Annotated in this window: 20 protein-coding genes; 2 read left to right on the top strand and 18 right to left on the bottom strand. The window is 62.8% G+C overall.

Annotation, left to right across the window (positions count from 1 at the left end):
• Positions 1-9 precede the first annotated feature (9 nt).
• The gene (locus F6S08_RS03130) at positions 10-1188 is read right to left on the bottom strand and encodes an O-antigen ligase family protein (RefSeq protein WP_027604936.1); all 1179 of its coding nucleotides are present in this window, start codon (positions 1186-1188) and stop codon (positions 10-12) included.
• 148 nt (positions 1189-1336) lie between these two features.
• Here F6S08_RS03130 and F6S08_RS03125 point away from each other — a divergent pair, with 148 nt between their 5' ends.
• On the top strand, positions 1337-1903 hold the full coding sequence (locus F6S08_RS03125) for a toluene tolerance protein (protein WP_178084537.1): 567 nt from the start codon (positions 1337-1339) through the stop codon (positions 1901-1903).
• Here the strand turns inward: F6S08_RS03125 and F6S08_RS03120 are convergent.
• Genes F6S08_RS03120 through F6S08_RS03090 form a run of 7 tightly spaced genes read right to left on the bottom strand, consistent with a single transcriptional unit; the run spans position 1892 to position 9986 of the window.
• On the bottom strand, positions 1892-2989 hold the full coding sequence (locus F6S08_RS03120; RefSeq protein ID WP_065925655.1) for a glycosyltransferase: 1098 nt from the start codon (positions 2987-2989) through the stop codon (positions 1892-1894). The two genes, F6S08_RS03125 and F6S08_RS03120, sit on opposite strands and share 12 nt — an antisense overlap.
• Before the next feature lie 39 nt (positions 2990-3028).
• Complete coding sequence (locus tag F6S08_RS03115) at positions 3029-3793, bottom strand: hypothetical protein (RefSeq protein ID WP_027604939.1); 765 nt, start codon at positions 3791-3793, stop codon at positions 3029-3031.
• Positions 3794-3844: 51 nt separating this feature from the next.
• The gene (locus tag F6S08_RS03110) at positions 3845-4801 is read right to left on the bottom strand and encodes a glycosyltransferase (RefSeq protein WP_315871273.1); all 957 of its coding nucleotides are present in this window, start codon (positions 4799-4801) and stop codon (positions 3845-3847) included.
• A 23-nt stretch (positions 4802-4824) separates the two neighbouring features.
• A complete protein-coding gene (locus F6S08_RS03105; RefSeq protein ID WP_065946620.1) occupies positions 4825-6222 on the bottom strand; it encodes a PIG-L deacetylase family protein in 1398 nt (465 codons plus the stop codon).
• Positions 6219-7115, bottom strand: a complete 897-nt coding sequence (locus F6S08_RS03100; protein WP_065946621.1) for a GNAT family N-acetyltransferase — start codon at positions 7113-7115, stop codon at positions 6219-6221. Before F6S08_RS03100 ends, F6S08_RS03105 begins: the two co-directional genes overlap by 4 nt.
• Entirely contained in the window at positions 7115-8245 is a 1131-nt protein-coding gene (locus F6S08_RS03095; RefSeq protein WP_074848550.1) for a glycosyltransferase, read from the bottom strand. Before F6S08_RS03095 ends, F6S08_RS03100 begins: the two co-directional genes overlap by 1 nt.
• Positions 8229-9986 (bottom strand): carbamoyltransferase, encoded by a 1758-nt coding sequence (locus F6S08_RS03090; RefSeq protein WP_057702547.1) that lies wholly within the window; start codon positions 9984-9986, stop codon positions 8229-8231. The genes F6S08_RS03095 and F6S08_RS03090 overlap by 17 nt, the downstream gene beginning before the upstream one ends.
• Positions 9987-10263: 277 nt before the next feature.
• Here F6S08_RS03090 and F6S08_RS03085 point away from each other — a divergent pair, with 277 nt between their 5' ends.
• Positions 10264-12363: a TonB-dependent receptor gene (locus F6S08_RS03085; RefSeq protein ID WP_315871272.1), complete on the top strand. Its 2100-nt coding sequence runs from the start codon at positions 10264-10266 to the stop codon at positions 12361-12363.
• Positions 12364-12533: 170 nt separating this feature from the next.
• Here the strand turns inward: F6S08_RS03085 and F6S08_RS03080 are convergent, their stop codons facing one another.
• The 10 genes from F6S08_RS03080 to waaC form a co-directional block, all read right to left on the bottom strand.
• Positions 12534-13460, bottom strand: a complete 927-nt coding sequence (locus tag F6S08_RS03080) for an ABC transporter permease (protein ID WP_315871271.1) — start codon at positions 13458-13460, stop codon at positions 12534-12536.
• Positions 13457-14443 carry an ABC transporter permease gene (locus tag F6S08_RS03075; RefSeq protein ID WP_315871270.1) on the bottom strand — a complete coding sequence of 329 codons (987 nt, stop codon included), beginning with the start codon at positions 14441-14443 and terminating at the stop codon, positions 13457-13459. The genes F6S08_RS03080 and F6S08_RS03075 overlap by 4 nt, the downstream gene beginning before the upstream one ends.
• On the bottom strand, positions 14436-15959 hold the full coding sequence (locus F6S08_RS03070; RefSeq protein ID WP_315871269.1) for a sugar ABC transporter ATP-binding protein: 1524 nt from the start codon (positions 15957-15959) through the stop codon (positions 14436-14438). The genes F6S08_RS03075 and F6S08_RS03070 overlap by 8 nt, the downstream gene beginning before the upstream one ends.
• Positions 15959-16945 carry a sugar ABC transporter substrate-binding protein gene (locus F6S08_RS03065; protein WP_315871268.1) on the bottom strand — a complete coding sequence of 329 codons (987 nt, stop codon included), beginning with the start codon at positions 16943-16945 and terminating at the stop codon, positions 15959-15961. Before F6S08_RS03065 ends, F6S08_RS03070 begins: the two co-directional genes overlap by 1 nt.
• A 190-nt stretch (positions 16946-17135) precedes the next feature.
• The gene (locus F6S08_RS03060; protein WP_315871267.1) at positions 17136-18578 is read right to left on the bottom strand and encodes a lipopolysaccharide kinase InaA family protein; all 1443 of its coding nucleotides are present in this window, start codon (positions 18576-18578) and stop codon (positions 17136-17138) included.
• Positions 18578-19330 (bottom strand): lipopolysaccharide kinase InaA family protein, encoded by a 753-nt coding sequence (locus F6S08_RS03055; protein WP_065925666.1) that lies wholly within the window; start codon positions 19328-19330, stop codon positions 18578-18580. The genes F6S08_RS03060 and F6S08_RS03055 overlap by 1 nt, the downstream gene beginning before the upstream one ends.
• A complete protein-coding gene (locus tag F6S08_RS03050) occupies positions 19327-20061 on the bottom strand; it encodes a lipopolysaccharide kinase InaA family protein (protein ID WP_065925667.1) in 735 nt (244 codons plus the stop codon). Before F6S08_RS03050 ends, F6S08_RS03055 begins: the two co-directional genes overlap by 4 nt.
• Positions 20061-20867, bottom strand: coding sequence for a lipopolysaccharide core heptose(I) kinase RfaP (gene rfaP, locus F6S08_RS03045; RefSeq protein ID WP_065925668.1), 807 nt, complete (start codon positions 20865-20867; stop codon positions 20061-20063). The genes F6S08_RS03050 and rfaP overlap by 1 nt, the downstream gene beginning before the upstream one ends.
• Positions 20864-21988: a glycosyltransferase family 4 protein gene (locus F6S08_RS03040; protein WP_065925669.1), complete on the bottom strand. Its 1125-nt coding sequence runs from the start codon at positions 21986-21988 to the stop codon at positions 20864-20866. The genes rfaP and F6S08_RS03040 overlap by 4 nt, the downstream gene beginning before the upstream one ends.
• Entirely contained in the window at positions 21988-23049 is a 1062-nt protein-coding gene (waaC, locus tag F6S08_RS03035) for a lipopolysaccharide heptosyltransferase I (RefSeq protein WP_027604955.1), read from the bottom strand. Before waaC ends, F6S08_RS03040 begins: the two co-directional genes overlap by 1 nt.

The raw sequence follows: 23049 nt of genomic DNA, 5'->3' as shown, positions 1-23049 counted from the left end.
GTGTCGAGCTCACTGATTGGGTAGGACGCGAACTTTATCACACGCATCGGGTTTGGCCCGAGCCCAGACCAAAACACTGGCCAGGGCAATCGGCAGCCAGGAGATAAACCACTCGGCCCGCGGCGTGCCGGTCAGGCTGGCGGCATCGAATTGCATGGCCAGGAACGAAAACACCCACATGCCGATGATGCCCTTGCCATAGAGCGTGTCGCGGGCCTTCCAGGCCTGCCACAGCACACCGAACCACAGGCCGCACCACAGCAGCAGGCCCGGCAGGCCCAACTCGATGCTCACGTGGGTGAACAGGTTGTGGGAGTGATCGAAAAAGAGGTTATCGGCAAATACCTTGTAGTCCCCGCCCAGCCCCAGGCCGGTCCACGGGCGCTCGCTGATCATCTGCACGGCGGCCATGAAGATCTGCGGACGGTAAGACACACCCCGGGCCAGCACCAGGGACTGCATGGCGAAGAACACCGCCAGCGCCGCGATGACCGCACCAATGGCAATCACCGTGCTACGGCGGTCACGGCACCAGGCCGGCATTGCCACGACAGTCAGCAACAACGCCAGTGCGGCGCCGCGGCTTTGACTCAGCACCACGAACAACCCAAGCAACGCGATGGACACTGCCCATGCCACCTGCATCCAGCGACCGCGCGGCAGCCAGTGCAGCAACCACACGGCGGCCAGGCCGATCACATAGGCACCCAGGATCGGATGGCTCAACTGGCCCAGGCCTTCGAGGCGCGCATACCAGTCGTTATGCTCAAAGCCATAGAATTTGATGATCGCCAGGAGCGACGACAGGGCCAGGCCGAAACCACCCCATTGCATCACGCGGATCACCTGCTCGGTCCGGCCACAGGCGAGTACCGGGAAAAACAGCAGGAACACGCCGATGTACAGCAGACGCTTGGCTTCGCGCGAAGGGTCCTCGGCATTGGTCCACGTCAGGCTGATCGCCCCCCAAGCTGCCAGCAACCCGACCATCACGCAGAGCCAGCGCTGTTCGCGCCAGACCTCCATGAGACGCTCACGGGCCGACCAGGCAAACACCATCGCCGGCAACCACAGGAACAGCGTCAAACCCTGTTGATAAATCTTATTGGTCGGGGCAAAAGCAATCGCCAGCAAAAACCAAAGTAACCCGAAAATCATCCATACCTGCGCCCAACGACTTGCTTGCATCACCCGCTCCTGAATACGTTCAACCCGCCAACCCGGCATGGTTAAAACCCAAAACTTTCGGCATTATTACCGATCACTGTGCCCGCGACTCCCACAAGGCTTTCCGACGATGCAATGTTCAAGGCTTTCCCAAGCCGATTTAACCGCGATGATTGAAGGTGCCAGAATCCTGGAACAGGACAGCTACGGGCCCAAAGTCTACCTGCTGACCAACGGGAACATCCTCAAGCTGTTTCGCCGCAAGCGCCTGCTGTCGTCCGCGCTGTTCCGCCCGTACTCCAAGCGTTTCATCGACAACGTGGCGCAGTTGCAACAACGGGGCATCCCGACCCTGACCGTGCTCGCGTTCTTTCAACTGACGGCGCCCGGCATGACCGCCGTACTCTACCGCCCCTTGCCGGGCGAAACGCTGCGCCAGATTTCCAACCGTGAAGGCTTTGACTGGCACACCAACCTCGACCCGCTGGTGGCCCTTATTCGCCGCCTGCATGGCGCGGGCATCTACTTCCGTTCGTTGCACCTGGGCAATATTGTCGTGACACCGGACAATGAAATGGGCCTGATCGACGTGGCCGACATGCGTTTCCTGCGCGCGCCCCTGAACCCGGAACTGGCGAGGCGCAACCTGCAACACTTCGCCCGCTATATTGCGCGCGAGAAGCTGAACGAACACTTTCCAATGCAAGCACTGGAGCAAGCGCTGCTAGCGGCATGAGAACAGCCGCCGGGTGGTTTCAGTGAAATCGTTCCAGGCCTGCTCCGGCGCCAACGCCCGCGATTGAGCCTCGACAACCTGCACGCCGGAACTCACGAACGCGCGTGCCAGGAGTTGCCCCCAGGACGTGGCGCTGTCTACGGGCGCGTACCAGCCGGCATCACCCAGTTGTTCGCGGAACACTGCCAGCTCGCTGGTCAGTACAGGCACGCCGGCCATCACCGCCTCTTGCAGGATCAACCCCAGGCCCTCTTCCGTCGACGGAATGGCGACCCAGTCAAACGCCCGATAAAGGGTCGCCGCCTCAGGAAGATGCCCCGGCAGGTACACCTTGTCGCGCAAGCCAAGCGCCTCGATACGCGCCTCAAGCCTGGGCCTCGCCGGCCCCTCGCCGATGATCACCAGGCGCGCATCCGGCCGATCGGCCGTCGCACTGGCAAAGGCCTCCAGCAAACAGCCAAACCCCTTGCCGTCGACCAGTCTACCTACCGCCCCCACTGCCGGCGAGCCATCCAACGGCAGCCCCAGGCGGGATCGAGCCGGCTCACGGGCAAGCGCGGCGGCACGAAACACCGCAGGATCGAAGGCACTGCGCAGCACCGCCACGGGCCGTTGCAGGTAACGCTCAAGGGAGCCGGCGAGGGTTTGCGACACGGCCGCCAGCGTCAGTTGCGACGCCGGGAGTTGCTCGAAGAGCTTGCGATCAGCTTTGCGCAAGCGCGTGACGCCATGAAAAATCACCACGGCCCGCACCTGCGGCAGGTGCTTGAGCACCGGTAAAAGCACTCGCGCGACACCGATGCCATCTAGCAGTACAACCTGCACATCCTCAGGCAGGGCCTTCTGGAAGCGCGCACGCATCCAGGGCATCAGCCACTTCCACAGGTGCCGCCCCTTGAGCCTGGCGGATGAGAGGTTCCACTCGACGGCCTGTTCGACCAGGCCATCGCTGCCAGCGGCGCTGCCCTGAAGCAACCAGGTGTGCACCGGTACATCGCTGTCGGCCTGGGCCAGTATTTGCTGATGAACCTTCTGCACCGAAGCGAATGCAGAGCCACCAGCCCACATGATGTTGAGAATACTCATCGAAAAAACCTTATGCGGCGTTGGTGTGGCTCGTCGTATTTACTGGCGGATCAACCAACCGATGCCGACCCCCAGGATCAGCATGAGCACCAGCTTGACCCGCTCTCGCCGCTTGCGCCGCGCCTTGGTCAAGCGCTCTTCCGCCGTCGCCACATGCAAACCGAAACCGGTGTGCAAGACCGCATCGCCCTCCAGGGTGACGGCGCCCAGGTTCAGCTGCGCGTAACGCCTGGAAAGCCCTTTCTCACCCTCGAACCCGGCATAGGGCGCACATAACCGGTATTCCTTGATACGTCGCAGCCCCGGGTTCAGCGAGAACCCTTGCCACTCAGGCTTGTCGGACAGCAAGGAATAACAAGGTACCCCGCCAATCACCTCGCGCGGCCCCAGATGAATATAGGGGCTGTGCACCTGCAAGTCGTAAACGTAATTGCGCAACCAGACTTGGAGAATATCGGGACGCTGCTCCAGCACTGTCTTCGAATCCTCGACAAAACCGGGTCGATAAAACGCCCAGTCATCTTCGCAATGGAATATGTACGGGGTCTTGACCGACCCGTAGGCCAAGTCGATGGATGCCAATTGCCCCAGCTTCGGGCGGTTGATCAGGAACGTGCAATGGCCGAGCCAATGCTCGGGAATCGCCAGGCGTACCGCGTCATCGCCAGAGTCTTCGGTAATGAAGACTTCGCGGATGGCCGCTGTATTGAACAGATCGAAGCTCGCGAGCGTGCGCTTCAGCAAATCGAAGCGACCACAACTGGTCACGACGAGCGTTATATCGCTTTGAGCGGAGAATTGCATTCAAGCCTCGATAATATCATAAGGCCACCAAGCGCGGCCACCTGGCAGATATCAAACGCCTAGTTTCAAGCGCAGCGTTTCCAGCAAACTCAACGGTGCCCGGGGCCGCAGCGGCGGCTTCAGCACCTCGACAATGCGCTGGCCGATGCGCGCAAAGCTGAACTGGCTGACCGCGAGGTCCTGCCCGTTGCGCGCAATCTCGGCCGCCAGTTGAGGATTGGATCGCAATGCAGCGAGTTTTTCCTGCAACTGGGGAATGTCTTTATAGAACACCACATTGACCATGTCCTTGAAGCCAAGGGCCTGGTTTTCCCCGGCACCCTGGTCAAACGCCAGCAGCACACAACCACAGGCCATGGCTTCGAAGTTCTTGATCATATACTCGCCCATGCCCACGTCGGCACTGACGAAAAAACGAATCCGGTTGAGGGTTGCGCAGTATTCCTCACCGGATTTGGTGCGCGTAACCACCAAAGGTTCAACGCGGGCCAACTCATCGAGCAATGCCTTGCGACCACTGTAGGCCACGCTGTTGGTGCTGCCGACAAATGCCAGCTCAATGTCGCGCTCCAATCCCTGGGCCTGCAACAGCGCCTGATCGTAGCCCTTGGGCACGAACACCGCATCGAAGCCTTCGGCGCGCAGGCGCTCGGTCACCATATGCCCCGAACTGATGACCCGCACCCACGGCAAGCGACGGTAATGGGCACTGAACTTGCCCGTGTACTTGCAGGGAATGTAGTTCTGGTAGGCATCGTGTTCGAGGATCACCAGGTTCGGGATCGTACGGATAAAGCCGGCCTGGCGAATCTCCTGCTTGAACCGCAGGAAGAACACGATGCGGTCATAACGGCTCACGTCGACTTCACGCTTGAAGTAACCGCGCAGGTTGCGCTGCTCAGCACTGCTCAGCCAGCGGGTATCACACTCGCAGTGCTCGGCAATGCCTTCGTACAGGCGATCGAGAATCGCGCGCTGTTCTTTCTGTACCAGAAACAAAACTTTCATGACCTTCCCTTTCACAACTGCCGTCACAAACGCCAGAACAACTCATGCCGTCGTACGGCCTTGCGGAAAAACTCGTTCTCACCATAAGGCGACCGCGCCCGTCCCGCCAAGACCCGTTGCAGCCAGCGCCGCACACGACGCTTGAACGGCGGGGCGGGTTGCAGGTCATGCATCATGCCCAGCGCCATGGCCTTGTCGCGCTGCCGGGCCAGCGACAGCGACAGGCTGCACGGCCACAGTTCCAGCGCGTCATCGAACAGCGGCGGCAAGGCAATACCGGTGCCCGCGTCGCCCATGGGCCAGCGGTCGTTGTCATGCAGGTGGTTGGCGTAGCCGAGCACGGTGGTCGGCTGCCACTCCAAACCTTGCAAGGCTTCGATCACCGCTTGCTGCGCACAGATGTGGTCCGGATGAGGATCCAGGACCGGATGGGGCAAGACGATCACTTCAGGGCGTGCGGTCAGCAGCAACTGACGCAGATCGGCGAGCAGGTTTTGCCAGGTCGGCAGGCCATCGGCATCCGCCGGCAACGGGAAAGGGTTGAATTGGCGGAACAGGCGGGTATCCGACAGGTCGGCCTCGCGCGAAGCGATCGGCTGATCAGGCGCAGCGCGCATCGCCGGCAGTTGCAGGCAGAAGTAACCCAGCTGCACACAGTGTGCCTGTGGTACGCCGGCCCAAAGCGGCACGGCAATGCTGTCCCAGGCACGCAGGCGCCCTTTGGTCCGCGCGGCCTCGACCGGATCCAGGCCCATGCGTTGATAGTGCTCGGCTTCGATTTCACCGGCGGTAAGGGTCACGATCCACGGCTTGTCGGCCTGGCTGTAAAGACCGAAGGCAGCCAATTCGGCATCGTCGGCATGAGGCGCGATAACCATGACCCGCTGCGCCGAATAATCCGGCGTACCCCAGGCCCACAGCCGAGGAGCGCCCTGCAGGCTGCAAAAGCGCCCGCGTAAACGCAACTCACCGGACATCAGGGCCGGCGCCCAGCCACTGAGGTTCAGGTAGCGAACGCCATTCACCCCGCGCTCGAAGGCCTGTCGGTCAGTGCTCCCGCCGCCCAGAATCTCAATGGCCGGATCCAGGAAACGTCCCAACCAACCACTCTTGACCTTGATAGCCAATACCAGGGTCGCCTCGGCTTGCAGCGGCGAATCCACCCGCAGCCGGTCACCGTCGAAGCGAACCCCGGCCACCTCGGCATCCGTCGAAAACCGGTATTGGTAGTCTTCGTGGGGCGCATAAAACAGATGGTCGGCAAACCATGCCTCGTGGGCGATCCAGGCCAGCACACCGAGCGCCAACGGCAGCCACCACGCCACCCAGATACCAATCACCACCAGCAGCAGCAAGCCGATCAGCAAGCCGACCCGTTTGTTGCGCCGATGGCGCTTGAGCAATTGCTGTTTGCGGCTCATACGGTCAGCACCGGCACAGCGTTGCACCAACGGTCCTTGTACTCGCGGTCGGCACGCCCGAAGGAGAAACGCAGCGGCTTGCCGACTTCACGTGCCTGTTCCCAGGCGCCCTGGGTATTGAGGAAGCTCAGGACACTGCCCGGGCTGAACGCCCGGGTTTCAGGGTCGACGCCACCGTTGACGTACTCCACGCTGATCCACTCCGGCGACTCGACCCGGTACACCAACTGGACAGCGATGGGCGCATCATTGAGGAAGATCACCGAACCGATCAGCCATTCGCGCAGCAGCTCGATCACCTCGGCCATGCGTTCGGCGCCGGTGGCGACAAAGCCCCAGCGGCGCAGGAACAGGTCGCAGTAGATCGCCGCCAGCTCCTCGCTGGAAAACTCGCTCACCGGTCGCACCACCCCACCGGCCTCTTCGAGCAAGCGCAGTTCGCGACGCTGGTTGTAGCGAAATTTCTTCGACAGTTCTTCCGGGGTGCGGGCCATGGCCAACTGTTCGGCCTGGGGCTTGAGGCCGCTGAAACGGCCTTCATTCAGGGCCGACAAATAGCGTGCACGGTGCCGCAAGGGCGCCTGGGCTGCAGGCGCGGCGGGCAGGATCAACTCGGCGTTGCCCAGGTCGAACAGGCCTTTTTTGCCGCGCTGCTTGAGCACATCCTTGGACAAGGCCAGGTCGCGCCCCCAGGTCGCGATGCAGGCTTGAAGCTCGCCGCCCTGCTCCCAGGCCAGGTAACGCACCGGGATGTCGGCCAGCCCGGCCAGACGTTCGATCACTTGTGGGTGGGTCGCGACACTGCCGCCAAAACGCTGCCAGGCATCGCTGTAGACCGGCGCATCGACGACGGACCAGCCACGCTCGCGCCAGCCTTGGAATCGATTGAGCATCAAGCCCCCGCGGTCAGTTCAATAACGTGTGGCAATTGCCAGAAGGTATCGCGTACCGCCTGATCCGAGAAACGCTCGCGCAGGCGCTCCAGCATCATTTCGGCGCACTGCCGTTGCTGGTGTTGATCCATTGCTGCCAGATGCCGCAGCCCCTGGGCAAGGTGTTCGGCATCGCCGAAGGGAAACAGGATACCCACGCCCTCGACCACCTCCTTCGCACCGCCACAGGCCGTGGCCAGCAACGGGACGCCGGCCGCCATGGCTTCCAGCAGCACCATGCCAAAGGGTTCATGGTCGGAGCTCAGGGCAAACACATCGAATGCCCGGAAGTACCGACGCGCATCCGGCACCTGGCCGAGGAACAGCACCTTGTCGGCAATGCCCAGCTCGCGTGCGAGGGCCTTGAGGTCCTGCTCCAGGCGCCCGCTGCCGAGGATCGCCAGGCGGCTTTCGGCCGGCAAGTGCGCCAGCGCCTGGGCAAAGCCCTTGAGCAGTGTGGCCTGGTCCTTGTCCGGGTGCAGGCGGCCGACATTGCCGACCACCCATTCGTCCGGCGACAACCCCAACGCGTCGCGCGCCTCATGTGCAGGCACCTGTGTGGCCTGCAAGGCGTCGACGTCGATGCGGTTGTACAACGTCTGGATGCGTGCCGCCGGCCAGGTCGGCAGGCAACGGCGCATATCGTCACGCACCGCGTCGGAAACCCCCAGCAGGCTCAGGCGCTTGCGGAAGATCCCGGCAAACAGCCTGCGACTGCGACGCTGATAGTCACCAAAGGCGTGATGCACGCCAATCACCGGCAGCCGTGTGCCGAGCAAGGCGATGTAGATCGGCTTGAAACGGTGCGCGATACAAAAACTGAAGTTGCGCGACGCGGCGATCTTGCGCAGTTCACGAATGGCACCCAGCTTCAGGCCACGAATGGCCTTGGAGCTGAATTCCATGAACAACACTTCATCGGACGCACAACCGGCGGCCACGTGCGGGTCGGCGACCCCCGTGAGAAACACCGTGGTCACCTTGTAGCCGGAGCCTGCGAACAAACTGGCGTACTGCCGCGCGCAGTCCAGGAATGGCCCGTCATAGCCATGGCAGAACTGCAGGACGTGGCGTTCAGCCGAGCGCGTCATAAGGGTCCACGCCGTCCTTGACGACCAGGATGTCTTCCATGATCAGGTACTGCAGGTCAGAGCCGAAGAACATGTTCAGCGCGTCGGTCGGCGAGCAGATCATCGCTTCGCCACGACGGTTGAGCGAGGTGTTCAGGGACACGCCGTTGCCGGTCAGTACTTCCAGCTCTTTCATCATGTCGTAGTAGCGCGGGTTGTATTCGCGCTTGAGCACCTGGGCGCGGGAGGTGCCGTCTTCATGCACCACTTCCGGCACGCGGGTCTTCCACTCTTCCGACACTTCAAAGGTGAAGGTCATGAACGGCGCCGGGTGATCGACCTTGATCATCTGCGGGGCCACGGTGTCGAGCATCGACGGGCAGAAAGGCCTCCAGCGCTCGCGGAACTTGATCTGGTGGTTGATACGGTCGGCCACGCCGGTCGCACTTGGGCAACCGATGATCGAACGACCGCCCAAGGCACGCGGGCCAAACTCCATGCGGCCCTGGAACCAGGCCACCGGGTTGCCGTCGACCATGATCTTGGCAATGCGCTTGGGCATGTTCTCGATCTTGCGCCAGTTCGGCTTGCTCTCGTGCTTGGCGCAGGCGGCGATCACGTCTTCGTTGCTGTAGGACGGGCCGAGGTAGACGTGTTCCATCTTCTCCACCGGTACACCACGGGCGTGGGACACGTAGGCGGCGGCACCGACGGCGGTGCCGGCATCGCCGGACGCCGGCTGCACGAACAGCTCTTTCACGTCGTCACGGGCAATGATCTTCTGGTTCAGCTTGACGTTCAGCGCGCAGCCGCCGGCGAAGGCCAGCTTGCCGGTGTCCTTGAGGATATCGCCCAGGTAATGGTCGATCATCTGCAAGGCCAGCTTTTCAAACAGCGCCTGCATGCTGGCGGCGTAGTGAATGTACGGCTCGTCGGCGATGTCGCCTTCGCGCTTGGGGCCCAGCCACTCGATCAGTTTCGGCGAGAAGTAGAAGCCCTTGCCCTTCTCTTTATAACGGCGCAGGCCAATGACGTTGGCGTAGTCGGTGTTGATCACCAGCTCGCCGTTTTCAAACGAGGCCAGGCGCGAGAAGTCGTACTTGCTGGCATCGCCGTACGGCGCCATGCCCATGACCTTGAACTCGCCGTCGAGCATCTCGAAACCGAGGAACTCGGTGATCGCGCCGTACAGGCCGCCGAGGGAGTCCGGATCGTAGAATTCCTTGATCTTGTGGATCTTGCCGTTTTCGCCGTAGCCGAAGAACGTGGTGGCGTACTCACCCTTGCCGTCGATGCCGAGGATCGCGGTCTTCTCCTGGAAGCCGGAGCAGTGGTAGGCGCTGGACGCGTGGGCCAGGTGGTGTTCAACCGGTTCGATCTTGATTTTCTTCGGGTCGAAGCCCAGTTGCTCCAGGCACCAGACGATCTTGTTGCGATAGCGCTTGTAGCGACGGTTGCCCATCAGGATCGCGTCAAGTGCGCGGTCCGGGGCGTACCAGTAACGCTTGGCGTAGTGCCAGCGCGCCTCGCCGAACAGGCTGATCGGGGCGAACGGGATCGCCACCACATCAACGTCGGAAGGCTTGATGCCGGCCTGTTCCAGGCAGAACTTCGCCGACTCGTAGGGCATGCGGTTCTTTGCATGTTTGTCGCGTACGAAGCGCTCTTCTTCGGCGGCCGCGATCAGCTTGCCGTCGATATACAAGGCTGCGGAAGGATCATGGCTAAGGGCGCCGGACAGGCCAAGAATCGTCAATGCCACAGGGGTCTAGCCTCTTTTAGTCTGCATGCAGGCGGGTTGCGCCTGAAAAAAGTGTGCTTCCCGCCTGGGCAGGAAACAGCTAAAGGGCGGGATTATAGCTCAAAAGCAGTGGGAAGCTGTTAGCGGCAAGAGTCGCCTGCACCATCGCCATGTGTGCAGTGCGAGCGCGCTGATGGGTCGCGTAGCCGAATTCCTGAATGATAAAAATCTTCCCAGTCACTAAACTCGCGCCCTTTTGCGCGTTTACACCCTAAGCGCCACGGATTCCGGCTGACTCATGACCCCTCTCGCTCGCTTCAACCTGTTGCTGCCCGGCCTGCTCGCCCTGTGCGGCGTCGCCCAGGCTGATGACCCCGCGCTGATCCTCGACCCCAGCGTCGTCACCGGCTCGCGCAGCGCCAGCCCGACCTTCGACCTGCCCTACTCGGTGGACGGCATCAGTCGCGAGCAGATCAGCGACGGCCAATTGGGCATCAACGCCTCCGAAGCCCTGGCCCGCGTGCCCGGCCTGGTGGTGCAGAACCGCCAGAACTATGCCCAGGACCTGCAGATTTCCTCCCGTGGCTTCGGCGCCCGCTCGGCCTTCGGTGTGCGCGGCATCAAGCTGATCGCCGACGGCATCCCCGCCAGCACCCCGGACGGCCAGGGCCAGGCCGCCACGTTCAACCTCGACACCGCCGAGCGTATCGAAGTGCTGCGCGGCCCGGCCGCCACCCTGTATGGCAGCAATGCCGGCGGCGTGATCCAGATGTTTTCCCGCGATGGCGAAGGCCCGCCACGCATCGGCGCCGAAACCCTGGTGGGCAGCGACGGCCTGAACAAGAACCACCTGAGCGCCGAAGGCGCGGCGAACGGCGCAGGCTTTGTACTCGACGCCTCGCGCATGGATACCAACGGCTACCGCGACCACAGCAGCGCCCGTCGCGACCAGACCTTCGCCAAGCTCAATGTCCAACCGGATGACGACAGCAAGCTGGCGCTGATCTACAGCAACCTGGAGCAGAACGGTACCCAGGATCCACTGGGGCAGACCTGGGACGCCTACAAGGCCGACCCGCGTTCGGTGAGCAGCAATGCGCTGACGTACAACACGCGCAAAAGTATCGATCATCAGCAATTGGGCATGAATTATGAACGGTACTTCGGCGATGCGACGCTGCAGGTGAACGGGTATACCGGGCGGCGTAGTGTGGTTCAGTATCTGTCGATCCCGGACAGGTTCGGCAGTGGCGCCGCCAATCCGGCTAACGCTCGCGGCGGTGTGGTAGCTTTCGACCGCAAGTTCTATGGCGGCTCCCTCCATTGGTTGCAACCTATCACCAGCGCACCCGGCGAGCTGACCCTGATCACCGGCCTCGACTACGACCGCAGCCAGGATGATCGCCAAGGTTATTCCAACACCGTCAATGGGGTGCATGGTGTCAAAGGGGCCTTGGGCCGCGATGAAATCGATACCGCCACCAGCCTCGACCCGTTCGTGCAAGCCAACTGGCTGCTGGGTGACTGGACCCTGCAAGCCGGCCTGCGCCACAGCACCATGGAAATGGACGTAGACGATCACTTCCTCAGCGACGGCAACGACAGCGGCAGCAAGACCTACCAGAAGAACACGCCGTCGATCAGCGTCATGTACGCCTTCACACCTGACTTGCACGGTTATGTAAGCGCGGGCAAAGGTTTCGAAACCCCAACCCAGGCCGAGTCCGCGTATTCCAGCACGGCGAACGGCTTCAACTTTGCGCTCAAGCCATCGGTCAGCCAACAGTATGAAGTTGGCCTGAAAGCTCGCATTGGCCAGGACACCCGCGTGAATGCGGCCCTCTTTCAGATCACCACCGAGGACGAACTGGTAGTGCAGCAATCCAGCGGAGGGCGCACCACTTACCAAAACGCCGGCCGCACCCTGCGTCGCGGCTTCGAACTGGGCATCGAAAGCCAACTCGCCGAACACTGGAGCACTAACCTCGCCTACACGCGCCTGCAAGCCACCTATGACAGCGACTTCACCAGCGGCACAACTGCCGTCGACAAAGGCAACTACCTCCCCGGAGTGCCGCAAACCACGCTGTTCGCCGAGCTGAACTGGAAACCCCGGGACTGGGTCAGTACCGCAGTCGAAGGCCTGTACCGCAGCAAGGTCTACGTCGAAGACACCAACAGCCAACACGCCGCGCCGGGCTACAGCGTGTTCAACTGGCGCGCACGGTTCGAGCAGAAGGTCGAACACTGGACCTTCCACCAGACCCTGCGCCTGGATAACCTGCTGGACCGCCAGTACGTCGGTTCGGTGATCGTCGGCGACGGCAATGGCCGCTACTACGAAGCGGCGCCTGGGCGCTCCTGGTATGCCGGGGCGGGTGCCGAATATCAATTCTGAACGCACCACACCTTCAATGTGGGAGGCCCCGCGCTGTCGCGCAGCAAACCGGAACCCCTGTGGCAAGCCCGCTCACCACCGGAATGCGGTCGCCTGAAATTGTTTATGCCCTAAGGGGAGTTTGCTCATGCCCCCAAGCGTCGGATGGAGTCCAGCTTTGGGGTGCAACACTAGACGCGCTCCAGCATCCGCCGACTGGCGAAACTGAAGCTCAGCACGATAAAGATCAGCACCCCGGTCGCCACCTGCTGCCAGTAGAAATTCCAGCCGATCAGCAGCAGCCCGTTGGCGATCACGTTGATAAACAACACGCCCAGCAGGGTCCCCGGAACATTCGCCCGTCCCTGTCGACTCAAGGTGGTGCCGATAAACACCGCGCCAATCGCATTGAGCAAAAACGCGTTACCGGACAGCGGCACATAGGCGCTGACTGTCGAGCTGAGCAACACGCCGGCCACCCCACAGGCCAGGGCGGTTGCCAGGGCCACGATGGTGACGATGCGCCGCACCGATAACCCCGAGTAATACGCCAGCAGCGGCTGGGTGCCCTGGGCCAGCAACTCACGGCCCAGGCGTCCGCGCGCCAGGGCCAGGCCGTAGAACAGCGCCAGCCCCGCTACCACCAGCAGCGGTGTCAGCCCCATGAGTTCAGGCTTCAAGCCTTGGCTGATATAGATCGGCTGGCCGCCGTCCGAGAGCAGTTGCTGGGCGCTGGTGCCGATAAACAACGTGCCAAGGGTGGCCAGGAACGGACTGATGCGCAGCCCGGCAATCAGGCCGGCATTGACCAGCCCCACCAGCAGCGCCGCCGCCAGCGCGCCCGTGGCCGCCACCGCCCAGCCATGGCCGCCATTGAGCAGCACCACAAAGCTGAAACTGGCGAAGTCCAGCGCCGTACCCACCGACAGGTCGATACCACCGGCCGCCACCGCGTAGGTCATGCCGATGGCGACAATCGCCAGCAGCACGAAGTTGTTCAGCACCAGGCTTTGCAGGTTGCCTGCGCTGAGGAAGCCCGGCGCTTGCAGCGCAAACACCACGACAATCAGCGTGAATACCAGTGGCAATGTCAGCGGCAATACTGCGCGTGCGCTCATGCCGTCGCCCCTCGGTTCAATGCACTGGACGCCGCGACGACCAGCAAGATCAACATGCCCTGCACACCATTGACCCAGAAGCTGGAGAGGTTAAGCAGTTGAAAGCCATTGATCAGAAAACCAATCAACAGCGCCGCCAGCAACGTCCCCGGAATGCTCGCCACCAACCGGCGGGAAAACACCACGCCGAGAAAGGCGATCGCCACCACCGACAGCAGCATGTCGCCGGAGCCGGTGGTGCTGCCGCTGAAGAACGCAGCCGAACACAGCGCAGCCACGGCGGCGCACAGACCGGACAGCAGATAGCTCGACAACACGTAGACGGGCACTCCAATGCCCGCCGCTTCGGCCGCCTGGGGGTATTCGCCCACCGCATGCAGGCGCAGCCCATAGGCCGAGTGCTGAATCAGCAGCGTCAGCACGCCCGCCGTCACCAGCAGCACCCAGGCCAGGGCCGGTACGCCCAACCAGGCGCCGCCACTGAGCAGGTCCAACAGCGGCGAGTCCGTGGAGACCACCGTGTTCTCCGTCAGCACCAACTCCAGCCCGGCCAGTACATTCATGCTCGCCAGGGTCGCCAGCAACGGCGGCAAACGCAGCACCACCACGGCCAGCCCATTCAGCAAGCCGACCGCCAAACCGCAGCCCAGGGTCAGCAGCAACGTCAACCCGAGATCCAGGCCGGCATTATTGAGGCGGCTGAATACCGCCGCGCACAACCCCAGGTTGGCCGCCAGCGACAGGTCCAGCCCTCCAGCCACCACGTTCGAACCGCCGCCGATAATCACGCAGGTGAGCCCGAAGGCCAGCACGCCGAGGATCGCCGACTGGCTGAACACATTGGCCAGATTACCCACCGACAGAAAATTCGGCGCAGCCACGGCAAACCCCAGCAGGATCGCCACAAAAACCCCCACCGACCCACGGCGCAGCACCAGCACCCACAATCGCTGCGATAACCCAGGCGTCGCCGCTTCAAGCATGTTCCACCTCTCGAGCGCTTAAAGCCGCAGCAGCCACGGCTCCCGTCGCACAGGCCAGCAACTGATCGCTGTCCGCCTCCCCCGCACGGAACTCACCGGCGATCTCACCCCGATGCAGCACCAGGATTCGGTCACTGATCCCCAACAACTCCGGCAAATCCGACGACAACACCAGCACCGCCGCGCCCTCTTCCACCAAGCGTCCGATCAAGCGATATATCTCTACTTTGGCACCCACATCCACGCCCACACAGGGCTCATCCAACAGGTACACCGCCGAGCGGCGGCTCAGCCATTTCCCCAGGGCGACCTTCTGCTGGTTGCCACCACTGAGCTGGCTGACCGCCACTTGGGGCCCAGGCGCCTTGATCGCCAATTCGTCGATCAGCCGCAGGCTTTCCGCCTGCTCCTTGCGGCGGCTCAACAAGCCCCAGCGGCTGAACCGCCCGAGCCCCGCCAGCGTCAGGTTTTCCAGCACCGAAAGCACTGGCGAAATCCCCTGGCTGCGCCGCTCTTCCGGCACCAGCGCAATGCCCTCGGCAATCGCCTGGGCCGGCGAACGCAGGCGCAGCAAACGCCCGTCCAGATGCACACTGCCGCTGTCGGCGCGCTCGACACCAAAAAGTGTCTTGAACAACTCCTTGGCTCCCGAGCCGACCAGCCCGGTCAGGCCGACGATTTCTCCGCGCCGCACGTCCAGATCGATCTGCCGATAGCGCCGCGCCAGGCTCAACCCGCGTACCTGCAACAGCGGCGCTCCCAGTGCGACCTTGGCCTTGGGGTACATCTCCTGCACCTCGCGATTGACCATCAGCCGCGCAATCTCGGCGCTGGACGTATGCCGGGGCTGCACCACCGCCACGTCCCGACCATTGCGCAGCACCGTGACTTCATCGCACAGACTGTCGATTTCCTGCAGGTAATGGGAGATGTACAAGATGGATAAACCCTGGTCGCGCAGGCGCTTGACGATGCGCAGCAACTGGTCGACCTCGCGCTTGACCAACGCTACGCTGGGTTCGTCGAACACCAGGATCTTGGGCTGACGAATCAACGCACGGGTGATTTGCAGCACCTGGCGCTCGGCACTGCTCAGCTCACTCACCAGCGCGCCGGCGGGCAATTGCAGATCAAAATATTCCGCCAGCAAGCGCTCGGCTTCACGTTGCTGCCGATGTCGATCCACAAAGGGCCCGCGCCGCAATTCATGCCCGAAAAACAGCGCCTCGCCCACGGTAAAACTGGCGGGCAACAGACGCTCCTGATGGATGAACTGCACGCCCAGCGCATCCACCTGACGCGGTGACAAGGCGGCGTACGACTGGCCATCGATACTCACCTGCCCCGCGTCCGCCTTGTGGATGCCGGCCAGGATCTTGATCAAGGTCGACTTGCCCGCACCGTTCTCCCCCACCAGGCCGTGGATGCTGCCGCGTTCGACTTTAAGGCTTGCGTCATCCAGCGCCAGGGTGGCGCCAAAGCGTTTATGCAAGTGTTGCAGGTGCAATGCCGGCATCAGTCACCCCGCAGTTGCTGAACCTGCCCCAGGTTGCCGGCAGTGGTCAGCAGCGTGGCCACATGGGTTTCCTTGGGCAGGTCACGTTGCCCGGCCAGGTAACGCGCCACGTTCTGCACAGCGGTCTTGCCGATCAACGCCGGTTGCTGCGCCACGACCGCCCCCACCGGCGAATTCGCCTGGCCGAGCAGCGCCAGCACTTCCGGCGTACCGTCGACGCCGTAAGTCTTGATCTCGGTGCGCTTGGCATCGATCAGCGCCTTGCTCGCGCCCAACTGCGGAATATCCCACGCCGACCAGATCGCCGAGACGCTGCCCGCCGGGTATTTGTTGAGCAGCGCCGACACTTGGGAATAAGCATCCTGCACGGTGTTGGGGATCACGTCGCGAAGCTCCGGCTGGATGATTTCCAGCTGTGGGTAATCCTTGAGCGCCAGCTTCAACTGGTCATAACGGATCGCACACACCGGCACGCCGTAGAAACCGTTGAACACCAGGATCTTGCCTTTGCCACCGGCGTCCTTGATCAATTGATCGGCCAACGCCTTGCCGGTGGCGACGTTGTCGGAGGTGGTGTTGTTGAGGCTGTACTGGGACGGTGCATCGATGGTGAACAGCGGGATGCCGGCCTTGCTGATGCGCTTGAGCCAGGGATCGATCACGCTGAGGGTGCCCAGGGTCTGGATCACGGCGTCGGGTTTCTGGGTGACCACGGTTTGCAGCTGGGTCACCAAGTTCTTGTCATTACGCCCGGCATCGAGGGTGATCGGCGTGCCGCCCAGGCGCTTGATCTCATCGACCTGAGCCTGGAACGCCTTGATATCGAAATAGTGACTGGTGCCGGTCATGCTCACTGCAATGCGCTTGCCGGCCAGGGACGGCACGGCCTCATCGCCCTCGGCGGCCTGGACACTGACGACATGGCCCAGCAACAGCACGGCGCCAAGGCAGATCAAACGGGAAAGCGAGGAAAGGCTGGAAGGCATACAGGGCTCCGCTGCGACGGGTGAAAGGGTTCACCAAGAGGCATTGCAGAGCCCGTGCCAGGTTTTTTATTACATCAAATCAAGGGGATAACGTTTGCGGGTTAAGGCGGGCTGTCGTTCTGGGCCAACAACTGTCTGATAACTGTTGCTCAGGCAACAGCTCTTGATCGGTCACCCTGCGCGGGAACGGTCAGGTCGGTTGCTTCGGCAAACGCTGATCAATCAACTGATACAACGCACTACTCTCAGGCCAGTTCCGCATAAACCGCGCACGGTCCCTGGCATACGCCGGGGCGAAGCTGGCGGCAGAGCTGTGCTGGCACATCGCGTCGAGGTCGATCAGCGACCAGCGATCCTTATCCCAGAACAGGTTATGGCCCTTGAAGTCGCCATGGCTGATGCGCTCGCGAATCAGCTCGGCGAACAACTGGTCCAGCGCCAACAGTTCGTTTTCCGGCGCGTCACCGTGTTCGATATAGGGCGCGAACCGCTCGATGATGTCCGGGCCCGGCAGGTATTCGGTGACCAGGTAAGCGCGGCTGCGCAGCCAGAAAAAACGCTTTTCCAGGACGGCCAGCGGCTTGGGCGTGGCGATGCCGAGGAAGGCCAGGCGATTGCCTTCGCGCCAGGAATGCCAGGCGCGGCTCGGGCGCCAGAAGCGCTTGAGCCAATGGGCAACGCCCTTGATGTTGTAGCGCTTGATCACCAAGGGCCGGCCGGCTACGTCGACCTTGGCCACGCTGGCCGCACCACCGGTCTTGTACAGGTGGCCCTGGTCGAGCAACGCATCCGCCTGCTCCAGCACCGGCAGCATCGCCGGTTCTTCCTCGCGACGGATCGCACGCAAGGCAAAGGCGCCACGCACCACACTGAACAGCGTGCAGTCGCGGCCCACCTTGTTCAACAAGTCCTTCAGGCGCCAGGCGCTGACCTTGCGCACCTGTTTTTCCAGGGCTTGCAGGGGCAAGGCGTGCTCGCCGTTGCCCAGCAGGTAGTACACCAGCAGTTCTTCGGTAAACGGCTCGAGGTTTTTCGGCAACTGGGCGAAAAACACCCCGAGGTTTTCCAGCACGCGGTTGCGCGACAGTGGCTTGCCCGCCTCCTCCACACGAATGCCGGCGCCATCGATCAAGTACAGCTTGCCGTCCTGGCGCAGCAGGTTGTCCAGGTGCAGGTCTTCCTGCCACAGGCCCTTAGCATGCATCTGGCCGATCGCACCCAGGGCCTCGGCCAGCACGGCGGTTTGCTCCTCGGCCAGTGGCGGTAGCGCTTCAACGGCGTGCCAGGCATCGGCCAGGCTCTCGGCACCTTCGATAAACTCGAACAGCAGCCAGCCGCCCTCGCCGTCCTGCAAGCCATCGGCGAGCAACAGCGGGGTGGTCAGGCCTTGCTCGGCCAGCAGGCGTACGCCGCTGAGTTCACGCTGGAAATGCCGTGCGGCCTTGCCGCCCACCAATAACTTGGCCAGCACCGGACGCCCGCGCCATACCGCCGCGCCCACGTAACGCTCACCCGGCAATACCCGCAACAGGCTCAGCAGTTGCAGTTGGCCCGGGCCGGCGGCATCCGCCAGGTCGATGGTGAGGGGCAGGCTCGGCCTGCGACCGGCGCTTTTCAACTCGGACAGGCGCATCAGCGGTTCTCCTTGTGGCTACGCCGCTTCGTCAGGCGTTGCAGCCAGGTGGTGACGAGCGCGCTGCCCTCGGGCTGATCGAGGTAAGCCGCCAGCAATTGACGCACCTGTGCGTCCGACCACTGCGGTGCCCGGCGCAACAACGGCTCCAGGTCCTTGACCCGGTCACGCCAGCCGAACAGCAGCGGGCGGGTTTTCTCCAGGTCGATCAACTGCGCGGCGTAGCCGTCACCGGTGGCCTGCAGGAAAATATGCTTGGGGTAGAAACAGCCATGCACCTGGCCGACGCTGTGCAGGCGGCGCGCCAGTTGACCGCAGGCCAGCAGGATCGCGCAGTGCTGGGCATCGCTGAGTTGCGCCCATTGCTCCAGCAATGAATCCAGGTCATTCCAGCCGTCCAGGGCACGGGTCAGCAGCATCGCGCGGTGCTCACCGGCGACTTTGCGCTCGCCGTAGAACGCCGCCTGCAGCGCCGGGATCCCGAGCTTGCGGTAACGGCTGATATTGCGGAACTCGCGGGAGAAACTGGGCTCGCCCAAAGGCCGGTGCAAGCTGCGCGTGAGGTAGTTGCTCTGGCGCTTGAGGTAATAGCCGTGGCCGTCGAGTTCCAGGCGAAATACGCTGCTCCAGCCGCCACGGCTGGTGTTCGGCTCGTCCACCGCGTCCAGTTGCCGGGCCCACAGGGCGTCGAATGTCGCGAGGCCGTGGCGCTCCAGCAGGGCGCGATCTTCAGCCGCCAGGAAATCACTCATTCACGTCCCTCGAAAAACTTCACTACGTGGCGAATCCGCCGTTTGTCCGACTCACTCAGGTGCCGACACCCACGGTACTGCATGTAGAAGCGCAGGCGCTGAGTGGCCGACAAGTGATACTTGGCCACCTTGTCCAGGCAGGCCAGGTCCTTGGTGATGCGGTACTTGAGCCAGAAACCGCGCCAGAAATCACCGTTGGGGCAATCGATCAGGTACAGGGTGGCCTGGTCGTCGATCAGCAGGTTGCGCCACTTCAAGTCGTTATGGGTAAAGCGATGATCGTGCATGGTGCGCGTGTATTCGGCGAGCTGGCGACTGACCGCGCTGACCCACTTGGGGTCGCGCAGGCGCGCATCCTTACGTTCGGCCAGGACCGAGAGGTCTTCGGTCCTCGGCAACTCGCGGGTGATCATTGCGCCACGATCATAGGCCAGGCCACTGCGCTCCAGGCCCCAGGCGACCACATCGGCGGTGGGAATGCCCCACTTGGCGAAGCGCTTGAGGTTCTGCCATTCGGACTTGACCCGCGGCTTGCCCAGGTAACGCCGCAGGCCCTTGCCGGCACCGGTATAGCGCTTGACGTAGTAATTGACCCCGCCACGCTCCACCCGGATCACCTCCGACAGCGGGTCGCGGGTCAGCCGCTCGCCTTGCAGGGCAAACACCGCTTCGAGGCTTCCAAAATCATCCGCCAGGGCGGCGTAGGCAGGCTCCAGGTTCCAACCCGCCATCAGATCGCATCCCCATAACGTTGCTTGCGCGCGTAGAGCTTGTCGGCCTTGCGCTGCATCAGGCCCAGGGACGCCGACTGCTCGGCCAGGACCTGGCGCAACGGCTGGCGGAAGTAGCCCTTGAGGAAGCGCAGTTTATCGCGCCGGGTCAGGCCGATGTCCAACGCCGAGTAATACAGCGCGGAGAGGTCCTTGTCGCGCCAGCGCAGCGGCAGATGGGCGCGCATTTGCGCCCGGTGCAGGTCGATCACCGAGAGCTTGATGTTGCGTGGGTCGATCGGCTTGGACGTGTCCAGCAGGAAGTGGCACAGGTAGCAGTCGCGGTGATTCACGCCGCCCCGGTGCATGTCGCCGACCATGCGCGCCAGTTCGGCCGTGAGTGCATGGCGCAGTGCAGGTGTGGGCGGTTCGGCGACCCAGTTGACGGTCAGGTCTTCAAGGCTGATGGTCGGCGCCAGCTCTTCGGTGATGATGAACGAGTGCTGGTCCGCCGGGTTGCTGCCCTTTTCGCCGAAGGCCACGCCGGTCATGGTCGGTACGCCGATCGCCTGCAAGCGGTGAATGGCATCCCATTCCAGGCCTGCGCCGAGCACCGGCAGCTTGGCGGTGATCAGGTTCTTGAAGATTTCCGCCCAGCCGATGCCGCGGTGGATTTTGACGAAATACGGGCGGCCATCCACCTCGGTGCGCAGCGTGCGACGCGCCGCCAGTTCACGGAATACCTGGCCTTGCAGTTTCTCGACTTCGGCGAAGGCATCACGCCCGGCCCATAACGTCTTGAACGGTTCGGCAAGAATCAACTTCATCGTTTTGGCTCCGCCAGAATCACATCCGCAGCGTGCTGCGGCATGCTGTAGAGGTCGGCCGTCTCGGCGAAGGCCAACCCATTGCGGCCCCAGGCCGCGCGCTGTGCAGAATCGGTCAACATCTGCGCCAGGTACTGGTTCAACTGAGCCTGTTCAAACGGCTCGTCCAGCACCAGGCCGCTGTCGGCTTCGGCGATGTAATGGGCATAACCACACACGGCCGAGACCAGCACCGGCAACCCGGCCACCAGGGCTTCGAGCAACACGGTGCCGGTGTTTTCGTTGTACGCCGGGTGGATCAACAGGTCGGCGCCCAGCAGGAAGCGCGGAATATCGCTGCGCCCCTTGAGGAACTGCACGTTATCGCCCAGCCCGAGGGTGGCGCTTTGCAGTTGGAATACCTTGGGGTCGTCCTGGCCAATTACAAACAGGCGCGTGCGTTTTTTCAGCTCGGCCGGCAACGCGGCGACGGCCTTGAGGCTGCGGTCGACGCCCTTGGTCTTGAAGCCGGAACCGATTTGCACCAGCAGCAGGTCGTCATCACCCAGGTTGAACTCCTTGCGGAACCCCTCACGAATCTCGGCCGCATTCGGCGGCGCGCGGCGGTCCTGGGCAATACCCGGTGGCAGCAGGTGGAAGCGCTCCAGCGGCGTGTCGTAATGCTTGATGAACAGCGGCTGCTGCACTTCGGAAATCATCAAGACTTCGGTCTTGGCGTCCTTGGCAAACACCGCGCGCTCGTACTCGGCAAAGTGGCGATAGCGGCCAAAACTGCGGTACAGCGAATGGCGCAGGTTTTGCGCCTTGTCTTCAAAGCAGCCGTCGGCGGCGTAGTACACGTCGAGGCCGGGCATCTTGTTGAAGCCGATCAGGCGGTCCACCGGGCGCTTGGCCAGGTCGGCCTCCATCCAGGCGCTGAGCTTCTCGTTGCGCCGATGGTTGAAGAACGCCTTGACCGGCGCCACCAGCACTTCGAAGCCGGGCGGAATGTCGCCCTCCCAGATCAGCGTGTAGACACGAATCTGATGGCCGCGCCGCTGGCACTCCAGGGCGATGCGCATGAAGTCGCGCTGCAGGCCGCCGAAGGGGAAATATTTGTACAGAACAAAAGCCAGTTGCATCAGTGCAGCTCCTCAGCCAGTAACAACGTGCTCAGCCGGGTTGCCACACGCTCAGGGTTCAAGCGCGTGAAACACAGGGGCGACTCGCGCTTGATGTCGAACCGACGCAGGTCGTCGGCCGTCGGTTGATAGGTACATTGTTTTTGCAGGCACGGCGCACAGGCAAAGTCGCTGGCCAGGTGAATCTGGCCCTTGCCGTAGGCGCCGGTCAGGCCGGGGTTGGTGGGGCCGAACAGGGAAATGGTCGGCACATCCAGCGCCGCCGCCAAATGCCCCAGCCCGGTGTCCACCGCCACACAGGCGCGGGCGCCGGCCAATACCCGGGCCACGCCGGCCAGGTTCAGCTTGGGCAGCACTTCGGCGTTGTTCAGGCCTTGGGCCAGGCGCTCCGCACGGGCCTTTTCGGCGGCGTTGCCCCAGGGCAACTTCACGTCCACGCCCAGGCGGCCCATACGTTCAGCCAACTCGCGCCAGTAGGCCTCGGGCCAATGCTTGGTGTCCCAGGTAGTACCGTGCAGCAGCAGGACGAAGGGCTTTTTCGGCGGCAGGCCGAGCAGTTTTTCGGTACTGAGGCCGTAGTCGCCCAGGCCTTTGGGCAAGTCATAGCCGAGGGCCACGGCGAACAGTTGGCGCAAACGCTCCACCGCATGCTGCCCACGGGCCACGGCCAGGCGCCGCGAGTAGAAGCGCGCCGCAATCGGCTCACGGGCCGAGTGTTTGTCGAATCCGGCCACCGGAGCCCGCACGTAGCGGGTCAGCCAGGCGCTTTTGAACAGGCCCTGGGCATCGATCACGAGGTCGTATTTGGTCGACTGGACTTGCTGCTTGAAGCGCCGCCACTCGCCGCTCTTGAAGGTTTGCCAGAGGTTCTTGCGCCAGCGGCGGATCGCCACCGGGATGACCTTGTCCACCGCCGGGTGCCAGGTGGGGATTTCAGCAAAGCCTTCTTCCACCACCCAGTCGAAGCGAATGCCGGGGATCGCCCGTGCCGCGTCAGTCAGTGCCGGCAAGGCATGGATCACGTCGCCCAGGGATGAGGTCTTGATTACCAGTACCCGCAA

Source organism: Pseudomonas sp. JV449 (assembly GCF_032424295.1).
GTDB classification, from domain to species: Bacteria; Pseudomonadota; Gammaproteobacteria; order Pseudomonadales; family Pseudomonadaceae; genus Aquipseudomonas; species Aquipseudomonas marginalis.
This window is presented reverse-complemented; position numbering and strand designations above follow the sequence as displayed.